This window comes from Enterococcus sp. AZ071 (genome assembly GCF_050499065.1).
Lineage (GTDB): Bacteria > Bacillota > Bacilli > Lactobacillales > Enterococcaceae > Enterococcus_A > Enterococcus_A ferrettii.
The window spans coordinates 2677314-2694764 of record NZ_JBIPAS010000001.1 but is presented as its reverse complement, the minus strand read 5'-3'; the positions used below and the strand labels follow the sequence as shown (position 1 = coordinate 2694764).

General features: G+C 41.5%; 13 protein-coding genes. 10 read left to right on the top strand and 3 right to left on the bottom strand.

What is annotated here, in order from left to right; all coding sequences use genetic code 11:
- The first annotated feature begins 6 nt into the window (after window positions 1-6).
- From IGI49_RS13350 to IGI49_RS13330, 5 genes are all read left to right on the top strand, one after another.
- Window positions 7-645: a bifunctional 4-hydroxy-2-oxoglutarate aldolase/2-dehydro-3-deoxy-phosphogluconate aldolase gene (locus tag IGI49_RS13350; protein ID WP_429964886.1), complete on the top strand. Its 639-nt coding sequence runs from the start codon at window positions 7-9 to the stop codon at window positions 643-645.
- Between the two features lie 606 nt (window positions 646-1251).
- Window positions 1252-1914 (top strand): hypothetical protein, encoded by a 663-nt coding sequence (locus tag IGI49_RS13345; RefSeq protein WP_429964885.1) that lies wholly within the window; start codon window positions 1252-1254, stop codon window positions 1912-1914.
- A gap of 612 nt (window positions 1915-2526) precedes the next feature.
- Window positions 2527-3618 carry a homing endonuclease associated repeat-containing protein gene (locus IGI49_RS13340; RefSeq protein ID WP_429964884.1) on the top strand — a complete coding sequence of 364 codons (1092 nt, stop codon included), beginning with the start codon at window positions 2527-2529 and terminating at the stop codon, window positions 3616-3618.
- The gene (locus IGI49_RS13335) at window positions 3619-6114 is read left to right on the top strand and encodes a homing endonuclease associated repeat-containing protein (protein ID WP_429965007.1); all 2496 of its coding nucleotides are present in this window, start codon (window positions 3619-3621) and stop codon (window positions 6112-6114) included.
- Window positions 6115-6407: 293 nt separating this feature from the next.
- Entirely contained in the window at window positions 6408-9089 is a 2682-nt protein-coding gene (locus IGI49_RS13330; RefSeq protein WP_429964883.1) for a cation-translocating P-type ATPase, read from the top strand.
- A gap of 104 nt (window positions 9090-9193) precedes the next feature.
- Here the strand turns inward: IGI49_RS13330 and IGI49_RS13325 are convergent, their stop codons facing one another.
- Window positions 9194-9829, bottom strand: a complete 636-nt coding sequence (locus IGI49_RS13325) for a type 1 glutamine amidotransferase family protein (RefSeq protein WP_429964882.1) — start codon at window positions 9827-9829, stop codon at window positions 9194-9196.
- Between the two features lie 110 nt (window positions 9830-9939).
- Between IGI49_RS13325 and IGI49_RS13320 the strand changes: the two genes are divergently transcribed.
- Entirely contained in the window at window positions 9940-10881 is a 942-nt protein-coding gene (locus tag IGI49_RS13320) for a helix-turn-helix transcriptional regulator (RefSeq protein ID WP_429964881.1), read from the top strand.
- A 288-nt stretch (window positions 10882-11169) separates the two neighbouring features.
- On the opposite strand, the gene IGI49_RS13315 is transcribed toward IGI49_RS13320, so the two are convergent.
- A complete protein-coding gene (locus IGI49_RS13315) occupies window positions 11170-11433 on the bottom strand; it encodes a type II toxin-antitoxin system prevent-host-death family antitoxin (protein WP_429964880.1) in 264 nt (87 codons plus the stop codon).
- Window positions 11434-11614: 181 nt separating this feature from the next.
- Complete coding sequence (locus tag IGI49_RS13310) at window positions 11615-12643, bottom strand: zinc-binding dehydrogenase (protein ID WP_429964879.1); 1029 nt, start codon at window positions 12641-12643, stop codon at window positions 11615-11617.
- A gap of 174 nt (window positions 12644-12817) precedes the next feature.
- Here IGI49_RS13310 and IGI49_RS13305 point away from each other — a divergent pair, with 174 nt between their 5' ends.
- The 4 genes from IGI49_RS13305 (at window position 12818) to IGI49_RS13290 (ending at window position 17445) form a co-directional block, all read left to right on the top strand.
- Window positions 12818-14995 carry a BglG family transcription antiterminator gene (locus IGI49_RS13305; protein ID WP_429964878.1) on the top strand — a complete coding sequence of 726 codons (2178 nt, stop codon included), beginning with the start codon at window positions 12818-12820 and terminating at the stop codon, window positions 14993-14995.
- Entirely contained in the window at window positions 14976-15440 is a 465-nt protein-coding gene (locus IGI49_RS13300; RefSeq protein WP_429964877.1) for a PTS sugar transporter subunit IIA, read from the top strand. The genes IGI49_RS13305 and IGI49_RS13300 overlap by 20 nt, the downstream gene beginning before the upstream one ends.
- Before the next feature lie 324 nt (window positions 15441-15764).
- A complete protein-coding gene (locus IGI49_RS13295) occupies window positions 15765-17174 on the top strand; it encodes a PTS galactitol transporter subunit IIC (RefSeq protein ID WP_429964876.1) in 1410 nt (469 codons plus the stop codon).
- A complete protein-coding gene (locus IGI49_RS13290; RefSeq protein WP_207700749.1) occupies window positions 17167-17445 on the top strand; it encodes a PTS sugar transporter subunit IIB in 279 nt (92 codons plus the stop codon). The genes IGI49_RS13295 and IGI49_RS13290 overlap by 8 nt, the downstream gene beginning before the upstream one ends.
- Window positions 17446-17451: the final 6 nt, after the last annotated feature.

Genomic DNA, 17451 nt, shown 5'->3' with positions numbered 1-17451 from the left:
GAAAAAATGTTCGCAGATATGGCGCATAAACTATATAAAGAGATTGAAGAAGCGAAATTTTTACCTCTGTATACAGTGAACGATTTTAAATATCTGGATATACTAGAAGAAATTTTAATTGAGAACAATTGCCCTTTCATTGAAATCGCCTTTAGGAATGCTAATGCAGCTGCGGCAATAAAAAAACTGGCTGCCTCAGAAAAATTAATTGTCGGCGCAGGGACGGTTCGGACGGTGAAGGAAGCAACAATTGCAGTAGAGAATGGCGCTAAATTCATCGTATCACCGGCAATTGATCCAGAGGTTATTGAGTATTGCATTGAAAAGAAAATCCCTGTTTTTCCAGGTGTAGCAACACCTGGTGATATCCAAAGAGCTTCAAAGTATGGGATTAAGGTTGTCAAATTTTTTCCAGCAGATATTTACGGCGGGTTGAAAGCGATTCAATCATTGAGTGGACCATTTTATGATGTTAAGTTCTTACCAACTGGTGGTATTGATCAAGATAATTATGTTGATTATTTGAATCATGACCATGTAATAGCGGTAGGTGGATCATTTATCATCTCAGAGAAAGTGATAAAAAAAGACAATGGTAAAACGGCGAGTAAGATTTTAAAATTTCTTGTAAAGAATGCTGGTTAGTTCTAACAGGGGTCTGCTAAAGATCTAATCAATGTTCATTAAATTGTAGAATCGCTTTTTAAGGCTAAAAGTATTTCTAGAAATTCGAATGAAACAAATGTATTAGAGATTATCGAGCGCTACAAGTATTGCTTTCAAAAGAATTAATCTTTTAACATGGGGCAATCGGACTTCAATGTTTCAGAATAGTTATAAAGGGATCAACCATCAGAGCGTGGATTGATCTCTTTTTGCATGATAGTAAGTTGTACTATTTCCTCTCTGCAAGTCGGCTTATAAACCCCTTGTACAAGTGGTTCAACACGGCATTTTTTCACGCTTGGCTAAAAATGTATACAAAAAGGAAGCATCTACTTATTGCATGGGTTTCTATTGTTTAGATTGACGTTGATAGTATTGGACCATCAAGAAATAAGAAAAGTAAAGGACAACTATTGCTTTAAAAATTTGGGTTTTAGTTGCCTTTTTTCCATCCTCAATTATCACTCTATTCAACAAGACTCTATTTTAGCTTAGATGTTTGTCTTTTTTTGGTAAAATTAGAATATATAAGGTAGTCAGGTATAAAATATAATTATCACTATACTGGAAACGGAGCGGAAAGCGATGTCTATGCTAAGTTCACTAATAGGAAAGAGCATCATACTCCTTCTTCAATCATTTCTCAGCTCACGTAAGGAGAAGCGATTCGGCTACCTGCTTCCAATAGTTTTTCTGTTATTAGCTGTGCTCCAGCAACTGTCACAGCCTGGTTTTTTGGGCTATCTTTTTGTGTTTGATTTGCTCTTTCCAGCATTCTTATGGCTTGAATATATCGTTGTTTCAGTATTCGTAGGTAAAAGAGAGCCGAAGCGGGTTTCTAAAAAGCTCTTAGCTGCAATCGCTCTTTCTTTCGTGCTGCTTCTTTCCGGTGTTTACTTATATGGAATGTTTTCGGTGATCAAAACTCATCAAATGATTATAAAGCAAGCGCAAAGTTATCCTGAAAAGGAAATCAATTCTCATGATGGCAAGTATCTGTTGAAGACTCGCGTAACAAAAGAGAAATCTGGTACCTATGCGACGTTTAGTATTTTTGATCCTGTATCTGGAGAAGAACTATACCAATGCCCCAAGCACTACCGGACGATGGATTTGAAAAAAATTGATTGGATGGATGATGCCTCGTACACTATTGAGATTTCCTCGGGTGACATAGGTACTGAGCGTTACTACTTTGATGCAAATACGTGGGAGCCTGAAGAAAAGAAAGTGATAAATAATGAATAGAAGGAGCAGTAAGTTTTGTTTTAGTGAATCATTATTTTCTGCGTTTCTGTTTTCTTGGCATAGAGTAAGAATTATTCGTGAATCGAATCGGCTGCACAGTTAAAAGAACAGAGTAACGGAGTAGTAAGAATGAGGATCTCTTTCTCCAGTGGTATACATAATTGCAAAATAACTTAAGCTCAGCAAAGGGCTTAGGTTATTTTGTGTGTAGCTGTCTCTTAAGGGGATCTTTATGAATAGCTGTGACAATCATTTATAGGTTGTGGAAATGGTTAAAGATTCCCTTTCCAAGTGCATCTTCATGATTTCCTTTCTAATGGATAATAAAATATTTCAATAAAAAGTGAAAAACAGTGTATTTTTTTGTTTTACCCAACGAATCAATGAAGTATAATTACTCACGTGTTCTTTTTTTCTAATAAGTAACAAACTTTGAGGAAATGATAGTAGATTTGATGATTCTATACAGCGAAGACAAAATTTCTCATCACGAGAATAGAGCTGTCTTCAAGGATTACATACACGTTGAATAAAAAAAGCAGATGAACTAGGCCAATCAACAATTACATATCGCTTCACTTTATGGTTCATCCGCAACAAGGAGATTGATGAATGGTCACGGATTTAAATAAAATAAAACCAAGCAACGAAGAACTGATTGTATTAATTCAGGAGGAGGCTGCTAAACTAGGGCGAACACCTCTCCAAAGAGAGTTTCCATATAGAGAATTAGTACGCTGGCGATTTGGTTCATGGACCGCCTTTCTGCGACAGGTCGGTATGGAGCCGCCTTCCCGCAAAAGAGATATCAGCGCTGAAGAGTTAATCCAACGGGTCCAAGAAAGGGCTGCTGAATTAGGGCGAACCCCTTTTAAGAAAGAGTTTGAACTGAGTCATTTCGCCAATCGGCAATTTGGTACCTGGAGCAAGTTTATAAACAGTGCTGGATTAGAGCTGGCAGAAAATCCAAGGAGCAGAAGAGCAATTACCAATGAAGAGCTGATCGGATTGATTCAACAGGAGACTTCTAAATTAGGTCGGGTCCCTATGAGTACCGAGTTCGAGTATCGTATTTTAGCCAGGGATCGATTTGGCTCTTGGAAAGAATTCATGGATCAGGCTGGACTAGAGATGAGTAAGCTTAAAACGGGTGTAACCAATGAAGAGCTGATCGCATTAGTCCAACAGGAGGCTGCTGAAAAGGGGCGAACCCCTCTAAAGAAAGAATTCAAGTATGGTGGACTAATCACTACTAGATTTGGCAATTGGGGCAAGTTTTTGCAGCAGGCCGGTCTGGAAGCAGGAACACTAGCTATGAACAGAAGAAAGATAAGCAATGAACAGCTGATTAAAATGATCCATGAAAAAACGGAGGAGCTAGGACGAACCCCCTTCGTAAAAGAATTTGAGTATTCATCACTAGTGGCAGGCAGATTTGGTAACTGGGGCAATTTTCTATTGGCTGCAAAGCTCGAACCATCAGAGCCTAGATGGTATACCATTCCGGTAACGGATGAGGAACTGATTGAATTAGTGCAAAAGAAAGCGGCAGAATTGGGTCGATCTCCCAAAGCGGCAGAGTTTCATTACGGACCTTTAGCCAAAAGCAGATTTCGTGGCTGGAAAAACTTCTTAAAAAGTGCTGGATTGGATCCTAAAACACCACACAACTATAAATACAGTGACGTAACGAATGACAGGTAAATCGAACTGGTTCAACTGCAAGCTGAAAAGTTAGGTCGAACACCTGTGAAGAATCAGTTTGAGTATGGGACGTTAGCTGCAAAGCGCTATGGTACGTGGACAGGTTTCCTAAAAAGTGCTGGCTTAGAGCCGGTAAAACCCGGAAAACCAGGGGAACCTGTCGGGCCTAGAAGGAAGATCACGAATGAACAATTGATCGAACGAGTCAGAGAGCAGGCCGAACAACTGGGCCGAACACCACGTATGAGAGAGTTTGAATATGGATCATTAGTAGCAAAGAGATTTGGCGGCTGGAAGAATTTTTTACAAAATGCCAGGCTGGAGCCGCATACACCGATTCATAATGTAACCAACAAAGAGCTGATCCAGCTTGTCCAGCAACAGGAGATTGATTCAGATCAAGAACCAACTGCCGAAGACTTTAAGTATAGTTCCACAGCTATCCATCGCTATGGCAGCTGGGAAAAATTTTTAGAAGCTGCGGGTCTTGGACCGCATAGACACAAGCAACTTAAAAAACGCCTCAGCAATAATCACCTGATTGCATTAGTGCAAAAACAAGCAGAGGAGTTAGGAAGAACGCCGAAGTTTAAAGAGTTCAAGCATAGCGGAACAATTGTGAAAAGGTATGGCACCTGGAACAGCTTTTTGGAAAGAGCGGATTTAAAGCCGCGTGAAGGCAGAAATTTGAGAAGGCGCATAAGCAATGAGCAGCTGATTGAATTAGTACAAAAACAAGCAGAAGAATCTGGCCGAACACCAAGGGCTATTAATTTTAAGCATTACGGGATTGCGCAAGTCAGATATGGCAGTTGGAACAACTTTTTGGAAAGCGCTGGACTAGAGCCGGTGCGCTCCTTGCACGATAAGCGATACCTAAGCGACGAGGAGCTGATCGAGCTAGTACAAAAACAGGCGAAAGAACAAGGGGAAACGCCTACGTTAGCCGAGTTTGAATACAAAAGAACGGTGAAAGCTAGATATGGAAGATGGGGCAAGTTCTTAGAAAGTGCTGGCTTAAAGCCGCGAATAGGGAAATCACATAAGAGAGACATAAGCAATGAAGACCTGATTGAACGGGTACACAAGCGAGCGGAAGAATTAGGGAGAACACCCGGACTCAACGAGTTTGACCAGGGGAGACGCGCATCCACTAGGTTCGGCACCTGGAACAACTTTTTGGAAAGTGCCGGCTTAAGGCCGCGTCGAATTAAGCAACATGTGGAGGATATACGTAATGAAGAGCTGATCGAGTTGGTACGAAAGCAGGCGAAAGAACAAGGGAAAACACCAACGGTCAGAGAGTTTAGATATAGAAGCACAGTAACAGTCAGATATGGCAGCTGGAGCAACTTTTTGGAAAGTGCTGGTTTAGAGCCACGAAGACGCGAAGCATCTAAGCAAAAGAGTAATGAAGAGCTGATCAAATTAGTCCAAAAACAAGCGGAACAATCCGGACGACCGCCCACGTCTAACGAGTTTTATTATAGCGACCTTGCGAAAAAAAGATATGGTGGCTGGAAGAATTTTTTGGAAAGTGCTGGTCTAGACTATCAAAGTTCTCAGCAAAATAAGCGTCGCATAAGTAATGAGCAATTGATTGAGTTAGCGCAAAAGCAAGCCAAAGAGTCAGGGGAAACGCCAACGTTCAAAACCTTTGACTATGGGTATCTTGTGACCAAAAGATATGGCAGCTGGGAAAAATTCTTGGCAAACGCCGGCTTAGAATTAAAAAGAGCCAAAGATTATCATAAATCTTTCAGCAACGAACAGTTGATTGCCCTCGTGCAAAAGCAAGCGGAAGAATTGGACCGAACGCCGACGTACAACGAATTTAACTATGGGTCTCTGGCAGCAAAAAGATATGGTAAGTGGAGCAAATTTTTAGAAAGTGCTGGCTTAGAATTGAGAGGATCCAAACTGAATGATGCGCATATCACCAACGAGCAGCTGATTGAGTTAGTGCAGAAACAAGCGAAAGAGTTAGGGAAAAGGCCAATGTCCAAAGAGTTTGCTTATGGCTACCTGGTGAGAGAAAGATTTGGCAGCTGGAAGAATTTTTTGAAAAGCGCTGGCTTAGAATGGCAAAAGCCCAAACAATATACCAAACCTATCAGCAACGAGCAGCTGATTGCCTTCGTGCAGAAACAAGCGAAAGAATTGGGCCGAACGCCGACGTACGACGAATTCGACTATAGAAGCCTGGCGATTGGCAGATATGGTCGCTGGAATGAATTTATAGAAAGTGCCGGCCTAGAATCGAGAAGACACAAAAAATCTGATGTGAATATCAGCAACAAACAATTGATTGCCTTCGTGCGAAAACAAGCAAAAGAATTGGGGAGAAACCCGACAGTCAAAGAATTTGAATATAGTAAACAGGCGTCTATGATTAATGGTGGTTGGAACAACTTTTTGTATAAAGCAGGTCTAAGGGATGAGAAACCTCTGGGAAATACCTCATTTGGAGAATGGCTGAAGCAAACGTTGAAGTGATGAGGTTGTTTATCTAAAACGGAATAGTATACGGTGGTTGGACTCCTTATACTTTTCTTTACCCATAAGCATAAATATGGTGAATTCTCATGGTATCCGCTATGATGAATATACAGTAAGATTATTCCTTAGGGGAGTAACCAACAACAAATGTTGTAATAATGCCAACAGTAAGTTAGTCGCAAGGCTTTCTGGTATTATTTTAAATGGTGAGACCTAAGACAAGTTCGCTTGTCTTAGGTCTCATTTTTTTATAGGGAAAATTACTGAAAAAACTAAAGGGAGCATCGTGATTGGCACAAGAAATCTATCAAAAAAAATTAAGTGATGTATTAACGGAAAATCAAACCTCGGAACAGGGTTTAACCACCTCAGAAGCGCAGCAGCGTTTAACAGAAAATGGTCCGAACCAGCTGAAGGAAGCCCCACGAAAATCCAGCTTTAAGTTGTTTTTGGAAACCTTCAAGGATGCGATGGTAGTTGTGCTGCTGATTGTTGCCACGGTGCAGCTGGTGATGGGGGCTTATGTTGAATCGATCGTCATTTTCGCGGTTTTGCTGCTGAATTCGGTAGTCAGTGTCATTCAAACGAAAAAGGCGGAAGGTTCGCTGGCTGCTTTGAAGAATCTGTCCGCACCGGATGCCAATGTAATTCGTGATGGTGCGGAGCAATCAATTTTAGCTAAGGACTTGGTAGTAGGCGATATTGTCCTTTTGGAAGCTGGAGATTACGTACCAGCGGATGGTCGTTTGCTGGAAGAAGGCTCCTTGAAGGTTGATGAGGGGATGCTGACGGGGGAATCTACACCGGCAGAAAAAGAAGTTCAGCTGATTGACGCAACGGTTCCGATTGGTGATCGTTTGAATATGGTTTACAGCGGAACAATTGTGACTTATGGTCGTGGAAAATTTGTTGTAACGGCGACGGGGAACAATACAGCCATTGGTGAGGTTGCTGGTTTGCTGGAAACAACCGTTGAACAGAAGACACCGTTACAGCGGGGCTTGGATCGCTTTAGTAAGAAATTGAGTTTGGCGATTCTAGGCTTGTCGCTAATCATCCTAGGAGTACAGGTAGCTCGAATCTTTATGGGGGATGGTACGGGTGATTTAACCGCCGACCTAGTCAATGCCTTTATGTTTGCGATTGCTGTTGCAGTTGCAGCAATTCCAGAGGCTTTGCAGTCGATTGTGACGATTGTTTTATCTTTGGGAACGAAGAAAATGGCCCGCGAACATGCGATTATCCGCAAGTTGCCAGCCGTTGAAACGTTAGGCTCAACGAGTGTCATCTGTACGGATAAAACCGGTACGCTGACACAAAATCGGATGACAGTGGTGGATTACTTTTTACCGAATGGTCAAAGTGGCAAATTCTCGCAAACACCAGACAGCTGGACGAAGGACGAACGACGTTTAGTTGAGATTAGTGTCTTAGCCAATGATGCGGCAATTGCAGAAGATGGCGCGAAGCTTGGTGATCCAACAGAGGTTGCGTTGATCGATTTTAGTAATAAACAGGAGCAGCCTTACAAGGAACTTCGTCAAAAATATCCACGATTAAACGAGCTTCCCTTTGACTCTGATCGGAAATTAATGTCCACACAGCATGAAATTGATGGGGAGAAGCTGCTGTTAACCAAGGGCGGACCAGATATTGTCATTAACCGCAGCAGTCATATTTTGCTTGATGGCGAAGTGGTTCCTATGACAGAGGAGCACAAGCAGCTGATTCAGCAGCAGAACGAAGCTTTCTCAGAACGAGCTTTACGGGTTTTGGCCTTTGCTTACAAGTCATTAGCGGATCATGATTTAGAGTTTGAAGACGAACAAGAGTTGGTTTTTGTGGGGCTGTTAGCGATGATTGATCCTCCCCGTGAGGAAGTTTTCCAAGCCGTTATTGATGCTAGAAACGCCGGCATGAAAACCGTGATGATCACTGGCGACCACAAAACGACCGCCGTGGCGATTGCTAAAGAGATCGGAATTTTTGCTGAGGGGGATCAGGCGTTAACGGGAACCGAGCTGGATCAATTAAGTGAGTTAGAATTAAAGGAACGCTTGGAAAAAATTACTGTTTACGCTCGAGTTTCACCAGAGAATAAAATCCGAATCATCCGTGCTTGGCAAAACAAAGGCAAGATCTCTGCCATGACTGGTGACGGTGTGAATGATGCACCAGCCTTGAAGCAAGCCGATATTGGGATTGCCATGGGTACCGGAACTGACGTAGCGAAGGATGCTGCGGCGATGGTGCTAACCGATGACAACTTTGCCTCAATTATTAGTGCTGTAAAGGTTGGGCGTAACGTTTATGACAACATCAAGAAGGCGATTGCCTACTTGTTTGCCGGTAACTTAGGGGCGATTATTGCGATTGTGTTTGCTCTAGTTATGGGTTGGAATAATCCCTTTACTGCTTTGCAGCTGTTGTTCATTAACCTAGTGAATGACTCACTGCCAGCAATTGCTTTAGGAACAGAGAAGCCAGAACCGACGATCATGCAGCGGGCACCTCGTGATCCTGATCAAGGAATTTTCACTGGCAAGACTTTAAGCTCAGTAACTTATCGCGGCATTCTGATTGCAGCTGCTGTGATTTTTGCCCAATGGCTAGGCATGCAGGAATCAGTAGAAATTGGTGTTGCTATGGCCTTCTCTACCTTGATTTGGAGCCGGACCTTGCAGACCTTGCCAGCTCGTTCTAATACCCAGACTTCTTGGCAAGCTGGATTCTTAGAAAACAAACTGGTTTGGTTGGCGATTGTCGTATGTGGGGCTTTGTATAGTGTCACGTTGATTCCAGGCGTACGCGAAATCTTTGCCATTCCTCAAAACTTTACTTTAAGTCATGTTGGTTTGAGTATGTTGTTAGCCCTAGCAGCGGTACTTTTGATGGAGATTACTAAGCTGATCCTGTTGAAGGTGCAAAAAGATCCAGCCAAGGTTGGCAAGACTGCCGATGTTAAAGGGTAAGTGAATCTAGTAAAATTAGAAACAACCAAATAGGAATCAGGGGTCTCCTGGTTCCTATTTGTCTACAGTCTGAGATCCCCACGTTGATGGGGATTTTCTTTTGCTTAATGTTCCTGTGGAGGCAAGGTTTGCATAAGCGCGTAAAAGTGTTCTGGCTTGCCAATGCTGAAATAGTCATACCATGCTTCCACAGTATTCTCTTGAAAAACATCCAGTCGCTCGATCAATTGCTTTGCCCACAGCAAACCTCCAGTAGAACTTGCTGTAATGAGGTTGTTGTCTGCTACAGAAGGCTGATCTACATAGAATTCTTGTCCTTTATAGCTAGGAACAAACATGTCAAGAAATCCTGGACCATTACTGGTATGGGGCCGATTATCTAATAGTCCAGCATTGGCTAGAGCAACGGTAGCTCCACAAATTGCGCCGACTGTCGCACCCAAGGAAAGAAGCTCACTTGTTTTTTCGATAATTGCGCTATGCTTCGGATCACTCCAAGTATCTGCTCCCGGCAGCAATAGCACACTGGTCTCGTCCATGGAAATATCTTCAATCAGGCAATCAGGTACAATAGTCATTCCACCCATTGTTTTCACGGGTTCTCTGGAATAGCCGACTGTTTTGAGGGATACAGGCTGTGCATCCTTCTTAAAAAAGCGAGCGGAATTCAACTCGGCAGTAACATACCCCAATTCCCAGTCTGCTAAAGTATCAAGAATATAAACATAAATGGTAGTCATAAATTTCCTCCGATTTCCTTTTTATACCCTTAGTATACCTGGCAATTGTTGACACCTGTATGGCAACAATTCTACAATGGAAAAAAGAAATTTCGGAAGGCGGTTCTTAGATGAAGGTTGATCGGCTGGTTAGTATGATTATGATACTCCTAGAAAAAGAGCGGGTTGGGGCGCAGGAGCTGGCGGAAATGTTTGAAGTATCACCCCGGACTATTTATCGTGACATTGATTCCATCAACACGGCGGGGATTCCAATTCGCTCAACTTCAGGAGTCGGTGGCGGCTTTGAAATCATGCAGAATTATAAGCTGGATAAGAAGGTTTTTTCCACAACGGATCTTTCTACCATTTTGATGGGGCTGTCCAGTGTTTCCAACATGGTACGCGGGGAGGAGCTGGTCAATGCGCTTGCAAAGGTAAAGAGCTTTGTTCCAGCTGAGCAGGCGAAGGATATAGAGGTAAAAGCCAATCAGCTGCATATTGATTTGAGTCCTTGGATGGGGAATCGCAATATACAAGCGTATTTGGAATTGATCCAAAAGGCTTTGCTGAAAAGCCAGCTGCTTTCCTTTGAATACGCTGACAGCCACGGAAATAAAACCAGTCGAATCGTCGAACCCTATCAGCTAGTATTGAAGGGTGGACACTGGTATTGGCAAGGGTATTGTCACGAGCGAAAGGATTACCGTTTATTCAAGCTAACCCGCATGACGAACTTGCAATTATTGGAAAAAACGTTCGTTCCACGGGAATATCAAAAGCCCCAGTTAGAATTTAATGATGTTTTGGCCACGATACAGGTGGAAATTACGCTGCGTGTTCATCGATCTGTGATGGATCAGGTACTTGAGTATTGTGCGTATGAGAACTTCTCACCGGATGGCGAAGAGTATTATATCGCTCGTTTTCCGTTTATCGAAAATGACTACAGCTACAATATCCTGCTTAGTTTTGGGAATAGATGTGAGTGTTTAGAGCCAAAGCACATTCGAGAGGGAATGCGACGACGGGTGCAGGAGATGGTTGAGTTGTATGGGGATAAAGCTGAATAACCTCTGAAAATATTCAGTGGTAATCCTTGAAAGTTAACAAAAAACCGTATATATTTAAGGTGCAAGGTAAGTTAAAACTTATCAAAAAAGACGTGACTGTAATCACGTCTTGGGAATATAGTCAGCTACCTACTTAGAAGTAGGCAATGCTCTTCATTTCCAATACAATTGCTATATTAGAATGATTTGCATCAGTTTTGCAGACGTGTGCAAATCAATTCCGCAAAAATACTCATTTTAGTTAATGGGTATTTTTTTGTCCTTCAGTTTGGCTAATTCGTGTGCTTGTCATAAATCCTCCCAATCAATATCGTCAACGGCGGTAACGCCACTACCGTCCTTTTCACGAGCTCTAACGGTACCTAAAGTACCCGTTTGCTCAAGGAAGAGTGTTTCTTGAATAGATTTCCAATCAGATAAACTCACTAAAACGGCATTGTTGCCAGCAGCCTCATCAATAATTTCGACAATCATACGGATTTCATTTACTTCCTGTATAAGCTGTTCAAGATTATTTTGTGCTATAGCGGAAGTTACTGTTTTTTTAATCATCGCAGCCGATCCTTTCCTGTTAAATACATTATACCTTGTTTAGCCGATCTTGCTGCACAAAAACAGGAACCAGTCACACTGATTCCTGTCTCTTTGCTAGTCGTATTTTTCGCAGTGATTCGACTCATTTTTCCTGTTTTTAGAAAAACGAATCTCTTTATAAAGAGTTAGCTAGCTTATGCTAAGGAATCATCAACACCTTCAATTCCTCTCCATTCATCGCTAGCTGGAAAGCTTCCTCCCATTGATCCAAGGGCAATGTTTTGGTCACAATTGGTGTGAGATCGACCTTCTGCTCCTGAAGCCAAGCCAGAGATTGCTTCCAGGAAGTTGGCTTCTGAGTCCGAGAACCAATATACTCAAGCTCTTTATGAATCAACAAACTCATATTGATTTCGTTCATATCTTTGGCAAATAAACCTTCCTGAATTAAACGACCTTTTTTCTTCAAAATTTTCATCGCCTGCAGGACAGCGATTGGACTGCCTGAGCATTCGAAGACTTGGTCAACGCCATGTTTGTCAGTGTGTTCGCTGATATAGGTTTCCAAATCTTGCTGCTGACTATCTATAATGTGCTGAACACCTATTTGAGAAGCCAAGCTGAGTCGTTTTTGGTCTTTGGTAATCCCGATGAGAAAGACCTCGGCATCTAATGAGACCAGTACAGCAGCTAATAACATCCCAATCGGTCCTGGACCAAAAACAGCAATCTTTTCGCCTGGAATAATAGTAGATTTCTCCATCACCGCATGGACACAGCAGGACAAGGGTTCCATCATAGCAGCCACCTTTGTATCAATTTCTGGGGGGACTAGGTGACAGCGAGCAGCTTTGACAATAACATATTCGGCGAAGCTGCCATCCACCTGAGTACCGATTCCTTTTCGCTGGCTGCACAGGTTGTATTCTTCGGCTAAACAGTACTCACATTTTTCACAAACTTCAAAAGTGGTCTCACTAACTAATCGGTCTCCCTGTTTAAATGCTGTTACATTTTCTCCAACCTCGACCACCTCTCCCACAAACTCATGACCTAGAGTTAAAGGGATCTGTTTGTTATATTCTCCCTTGAGTGCATGGATGTCTGACCCGCATATACCGGTGGCAAGTACCCGAATCTTCAGTTCCCCTTTAGTAGGAGATATTTCGTTTAAATCAACAATTTCCATGTTTCCATAGCCTGGTTTTATTTTTCTCAATGCTTTCATATAAATAACATCCTTAATTTATTGTAGAGGGACATGTGTTATTCTATAGAGAGAAGCATTCATTGGTTTCAGCCTAACATGGCTGGCTTTTTTTGACAATAATTGTTCTAGTACAATTTTTTTGGACGCGCAGTAAAAAGGATTGGTCTTGTGAATAATCTGGGGAAAAATATAATGAGAAGTGTAGAGGTGATAGGTGTGAATCGAAGAATCAATAAAATTTTATTGGATATTTTGCATGAGAAGAAGCAAACATTGCACAGTTACGCGAGTTTATTCAAAGTTTCCGAGCAAACGATTCGTAATGACATCAAGGAAATCAATTTTCAATTAGAGAAGGACAATGATGCCCGCATCATTTTTGATGAAGGAGGGCATTTGCAGATTTCAAAGGAGGTTGATCTGAACGAACTGCTGAAAACGTACGGTTCCTTTCAGGATTATCATTTATCTCAGGATGAGCGGCGGACGATTTTAGCTTTGTTGCTGGTTACCAGCAAGGACTATGTAACCACGTATTATTTATCAGAATATGTTTTGGTCAGTCGTAATACATTGGTCAGCGACATTGAAGAGCTGAAGCTGTGGTTTGAACGGAATAACCTCACTTTATACTCGGCAGTCGGTAAGGGCTACAAGGTTAAGGGTGATGAACAAAGGATTCGGACAGCTATGACTAAGCTGATTATCTTTAATGGATTGTTTGACAATGACTATGATTATGCCTTTAGCAGTGAGAATAATATTTTCCAAAATCTTCTGCTGGATATCATTGACAAGCAAACCCGTTATCGTGAAGTAGGGCAGCTATTGTTGGAGGTGGAAAAGCATGAGGGCGTGGAGCTATCAGACTTTTCTTATCAGGAAGTGGTTTGTTACCTGTTGATTATGTTGGAACGTTTGCAGCTGGGGTTCCAGATTGCTGATTCCAACGAACTGCACCGCTTAAGAGAGAGCTCGAAGTACGGCTTTGCTCAGGCGATTAGTAGGAAGCTAAGTGAACATTATGCAACGACAATTAATGAAGGGGAGACCGACTATTTAGTCTCAATTCTTCGCAGCAAAAGTTACATCAAGAACAACAGTCGTAAGATCGATTCGATTGAAATGCAAATTTTAATTAATGAGTTTATTTTCAATTTAACCAAAGAGCTGGGTATTAAGTATTATTTGAACAGCGATTTGTTCGAATTATTGGAAAATCACCTCAAATTACTGATTTACCGTATCAAATTAAACAGCAGCGTGAAAAATGCTCTATATGATGAAGTTTATCACTCCTACACCGATATTTTTCCGCTGGTAAAAAAGCACCTGCAAAAAATTGAAGAGTATTTAGGCAAAGAGGTAACCGACGATGAATTGTCTTTCATTGTCATGTATGTCATGGCGATTCTGGAAAATACGATCAACTCTACGTTTCAAGGTCCGATTCGGATTCGTTTGGTTTGCAACTCTGGCAGCGGAACGGCCCAGCTAATCAAAGTGAAATTATTGGCGGCCTTTCCTCATTTGGAAATTGTCTCAGTGGATTCTTCCCACACGCTGCAGAAGATTCAGCCGGAAAATCAAGACCTGATTGTTTCCACGGTTCCTTTGCAGTTTAAAAAGTCGCCAGTAGTCTTGGTTCACCCGATTTTAACGGAAGAAGATATCGTATCAATACAAAAAGCAATTTATAAAATTAAACCGCAACAATTTATTGATCAGAATTATTTGATTACTAAGGAAGAGAAATTGATACAAAGTTTTTTACCGGTGATTGAGAAGTATGTAGATGAAGAAAATCAGCAAAACTTTCTGCGGGATTTGGAACAGTTTTACCGTTTGAACGAGCAGATGACCATGGATCCTCAAGAAGTAGTGCGGCTATCTTCAATCTTGCGTTTGGACCATATTGTGTTGGATCAAACAGCAACAAATTGGCAGAAAGCGGTAAGCCAGGCAGGAGAGATTTTGCAGAAGGATCACTACATTGATCCCGAATATATTGAGGGAATGATCGATATTATTGAGGGAAATGATCCATATATCGTCATCTCACCGGGGGTTGCGATTCCTCATGCGGAGGCCGCCCAGGGAGCACGACGAATTGGTGCCAGCTTATTGCGCTTGAAGGAAGCAGTTTGTTTTAACCACAAGCAAAACGATCCGGTGAAATATGTGATTGCTTTTAGTTTGCCAGAAGGAAAATCAATAGGCACTTGTTTGTATTATTTTACTGAAATACTGGCAACTGAGAACTTTTTAGAACGAATGGATCAATGCCAAACGCCAGAAGAAATCATGCTTGAACTAAAAAAAATGGAAGACAAAGTGATGGGATTCTCTTATGAAAAAAATATTATGTGATGAAAAGCAAAAGTATCTTTATTGTACTTTTGATGAAACCGACAAAGAAATGCTATTAAAAAAAATGAGCGACGTGTTGTACGATCACGGGTTCGTTAAAGCCAGCTATCAGGAAGCAGTGATTGAACGAGAGAAAAAATTCCCTACCGGACTGCCTACAGCTGGAATCTGTGTTGCAATACCTCATACAGATTCAGATCATGTAGAAAAGGAAGGCTTCTTAGTTGGGGTATTGAAGCAGCCAGTGACTTTTGAAATCATGGCCAGTAATCATGAGTATGTAGATGTCGAGCTAGTGTTCATGTTAGCGATTAAAGAACCCGAACAACAGCTGGTTATGCTGCAGCGGCTGATTGCTTTATGTCAAGATGAGAAGAATTTACACCTGTTGAAGCAAGGGAAACAAGTAGATGAAGTAGAGCAATTGTTAGAGACAATTAATTAGGGTTGTTACTAAGAATAAAAATGCCAGTCCAACTTTTCGCAGCAGACTAAGTACGAAGTGATCACTACAAATTTAGCTAAACAATAAAACGAACCACATAGTTGGATGGTACACGGCATGAAAATAGGACTATTTTTTGGAACAAAAAATAATTCATTAATAGGAATAAGGATGCCAGTCCAACTTTTCGCAGCAGACTAAGTACGAAGTGATCACTACAAATTTAACTAAACAATAAAACGAACCACATAGTTGGATGGTACACGGCATGAAAATAGGACTATTTTTTGGAACAAAAAATAATTCATTAATAGGAATAAGGGGATGAATGAAATGCTAGATATTATCAAAGGCGGGGTTAACTATATTTTGGATTTAGGAGCAGCGGCAATGCTGCCGATTATTTTAACAGTTTTTGGGGTTGTGCTAGGCCAAAAGCTGAGCCGATCGTTTCGAGCAGGTTTAACAGTTGGTATTGGATTCACTGGGTTGAATCTAGTTATTGGCTTGCTATCTGATTCGGTTGGTCAAGCCTCAACAGCTATGATTGAACGATTGGGCTTGCATTTAGATATTTTGGACGTTGGTTGGCCGATAGGGGCGGCGATTACCTTTGCAACACCGATTGCGGTTTTGCTAATTCCAACCATTTTTATCTTTAATATGGTGCTGCTGCGTTTTAATCTAACGAAAACAATGGACGTGGATATTTGGAATTATTGGCATTTGATTTTCCCTGGAGCAATGATTTATTATGCAACAGATTCGATTGTTATTGCCGTTGTTTGTGCATTGATTAATACGTTCGTCATCTTCAAGCTGGCTGACTGGACAGCACCAGCAGTGGAGCATTTCTACGGCTTACCTGGAATCTCGCTGCCGCATGGTGAGACGGTCAATTTTGCACCGATCACATACGCGTTAAATCGGGTATGGGATAAGATTCCTGGTATTAACAAAATTGATATTAATGCGGATAACTTGAAGGATAAATTAGGTATCTTCGGCGAACCGATGATGATCGGCTTGATTCTAGGGGTTGGTATGGGCTTCTTGGCTGGGTATGATTCACAGGCAATTATTCAATTAGGGATTCAAATGTCAGCGGTTATGATTTTGATGCCAAGAATGGTAGCGCTTCTAATGGAAGGCTTGTCTCCAATTGCGGAAGCAGCAAAATCCTTCATTCAAAAACGTTTCCCAGGAAAAGAAGTATATATCGGTTTGGATGCAGCGGTTGTTACGGCTCATCCAGCGATTATCACTGTTGCTTTGATTATGGTTCCAATCACTATTTTGTTAGCAGCCACTTTACCATACAACCGGTTGTTGCCATTTGCTGATTTAGCTGTATTGCCGTTTACTGTCATTTGGTCAATTGCCGCTTCCAAAGGAAATATTTTCCGCGGCTTGTTAAATGCGATTGTCTCTGTTTGTATCGTCTTCTTCATTGCGACTAACCTAGGTGCTTTGACTACAACAATGGCTCACGCAGTAGGCTTTGCCTTCCCAGAAGGAGCAACCATGATTTCAGGGATTGATATGAGCAGTCACATTACCTTGTGGATTATGCTGAAATTAATTGATCCATCCAATGTACCTGCTTTTGCTGCGGGTGTGATTGCTCTGGTAATGTATGGAGGACTTTGGTTCTGGACAAGAAATGATATCAAAAAACAATTCAACATTGAACCAGATAAAAAGAATGTAGAAGGAGTCGAGACAAATGAATAAAAAACATGTATTAATTGCTTGTGGAACTGGGGTAGCAACATCAACAGTGGTTTGTATGCGGGTGAAAGAAGAATTAGAGAAAAATAATATCACAGCAACTGTTGAACAATGCAAAGTAGCTGAACTGCCATCAAAAATTGGCAATGCCGATCTAGTGGTAACCACGACTTCTTATGAAAGCAACGACATTCCGGTTATTCGTGCCTTATCCTTTTTGACCGGTGTTGGCATGGATGAAGACATTAAAAAGATTATTGAAATTTTGCAATAAGGACGT

Bases quoted from the DNA above. Each gene is read 5' to 3' on its own strand.
- IGI49_RS13350 (WP_429964886.1), top strand. From the start codon at position 7: ATGTTCGCAGATATGGCGCATAAACTATATAAAGAGATTGAAGAAGCG.
- IGI49_RS13290 (WP_207700749.1), top strand. From the start codon at position 17,167: ATGAATAAAAAACATGTATTAATTGCTTGTGGAACTGGGGTAGCAACA.
- IGI49_RS13295 (WP_429964876.1), top strand. From the start codon at position 15,765: ATGAATGAAATGCTAGATATTATCAAAGGCGGGGTTAACTATATTTTG.
- IGI49_RS13310 (WP_429964879.1), bottom strand. From the start codon at position 12,643: ATGAAAGCATTGAGAAAAATAAAACCAGGCTATGGAAACATGGAAATT.
- IGI49_RS13320 (WP_429964881.1), top strand. From the start codon at position 9,940: ATGAAGGTTGATCGGCTGGTTAGTATGATTATGATACTCCTAGAAAAA.
- IGI49_RS13300 (WP_429964877.1), top strand. From the start codon at position 14,976: ATGAAAAAAATATTATGTGATGAAAAGCAAAAGTATCTTTATTGTACT.
- IGI49_RS13345 (WP_429964885.1), top strand. From the start codon at position 1,252: ATGTCTATGCTAAGTTCACTAATAGGAAAGAGCATCATACTCCTTCTT.
- IGI49_RS13305 (WP_429964878.1), top strand. From the start codon at position 12,818: ATGAGAAGTGTAGAGGTGATAGGTGTGAATCGAAGAATCAATAAAATT.
- IGI49_RS13315 (WP_429964880.1), bottom strand. From the start codon at position 11,433: ATGATTAAAAAAACAGTAACTTCCGCTATAGCACAAAATAATCTTGAA.
- IGI49_RS13325 (WP_429964882.1), bottom strand. From the start codon at position 9,829: ATGACTACCATTTATGTTTATATTCTTGATACTTTAGCAGACTGGGAA.
- IGI49_RS13340 (WP_429964884.1), top strand. From the start codon at position 2,527: ATGGTCACGGATTTAAATAAAATAAAACCAAGCAACGAAGAACTGATT.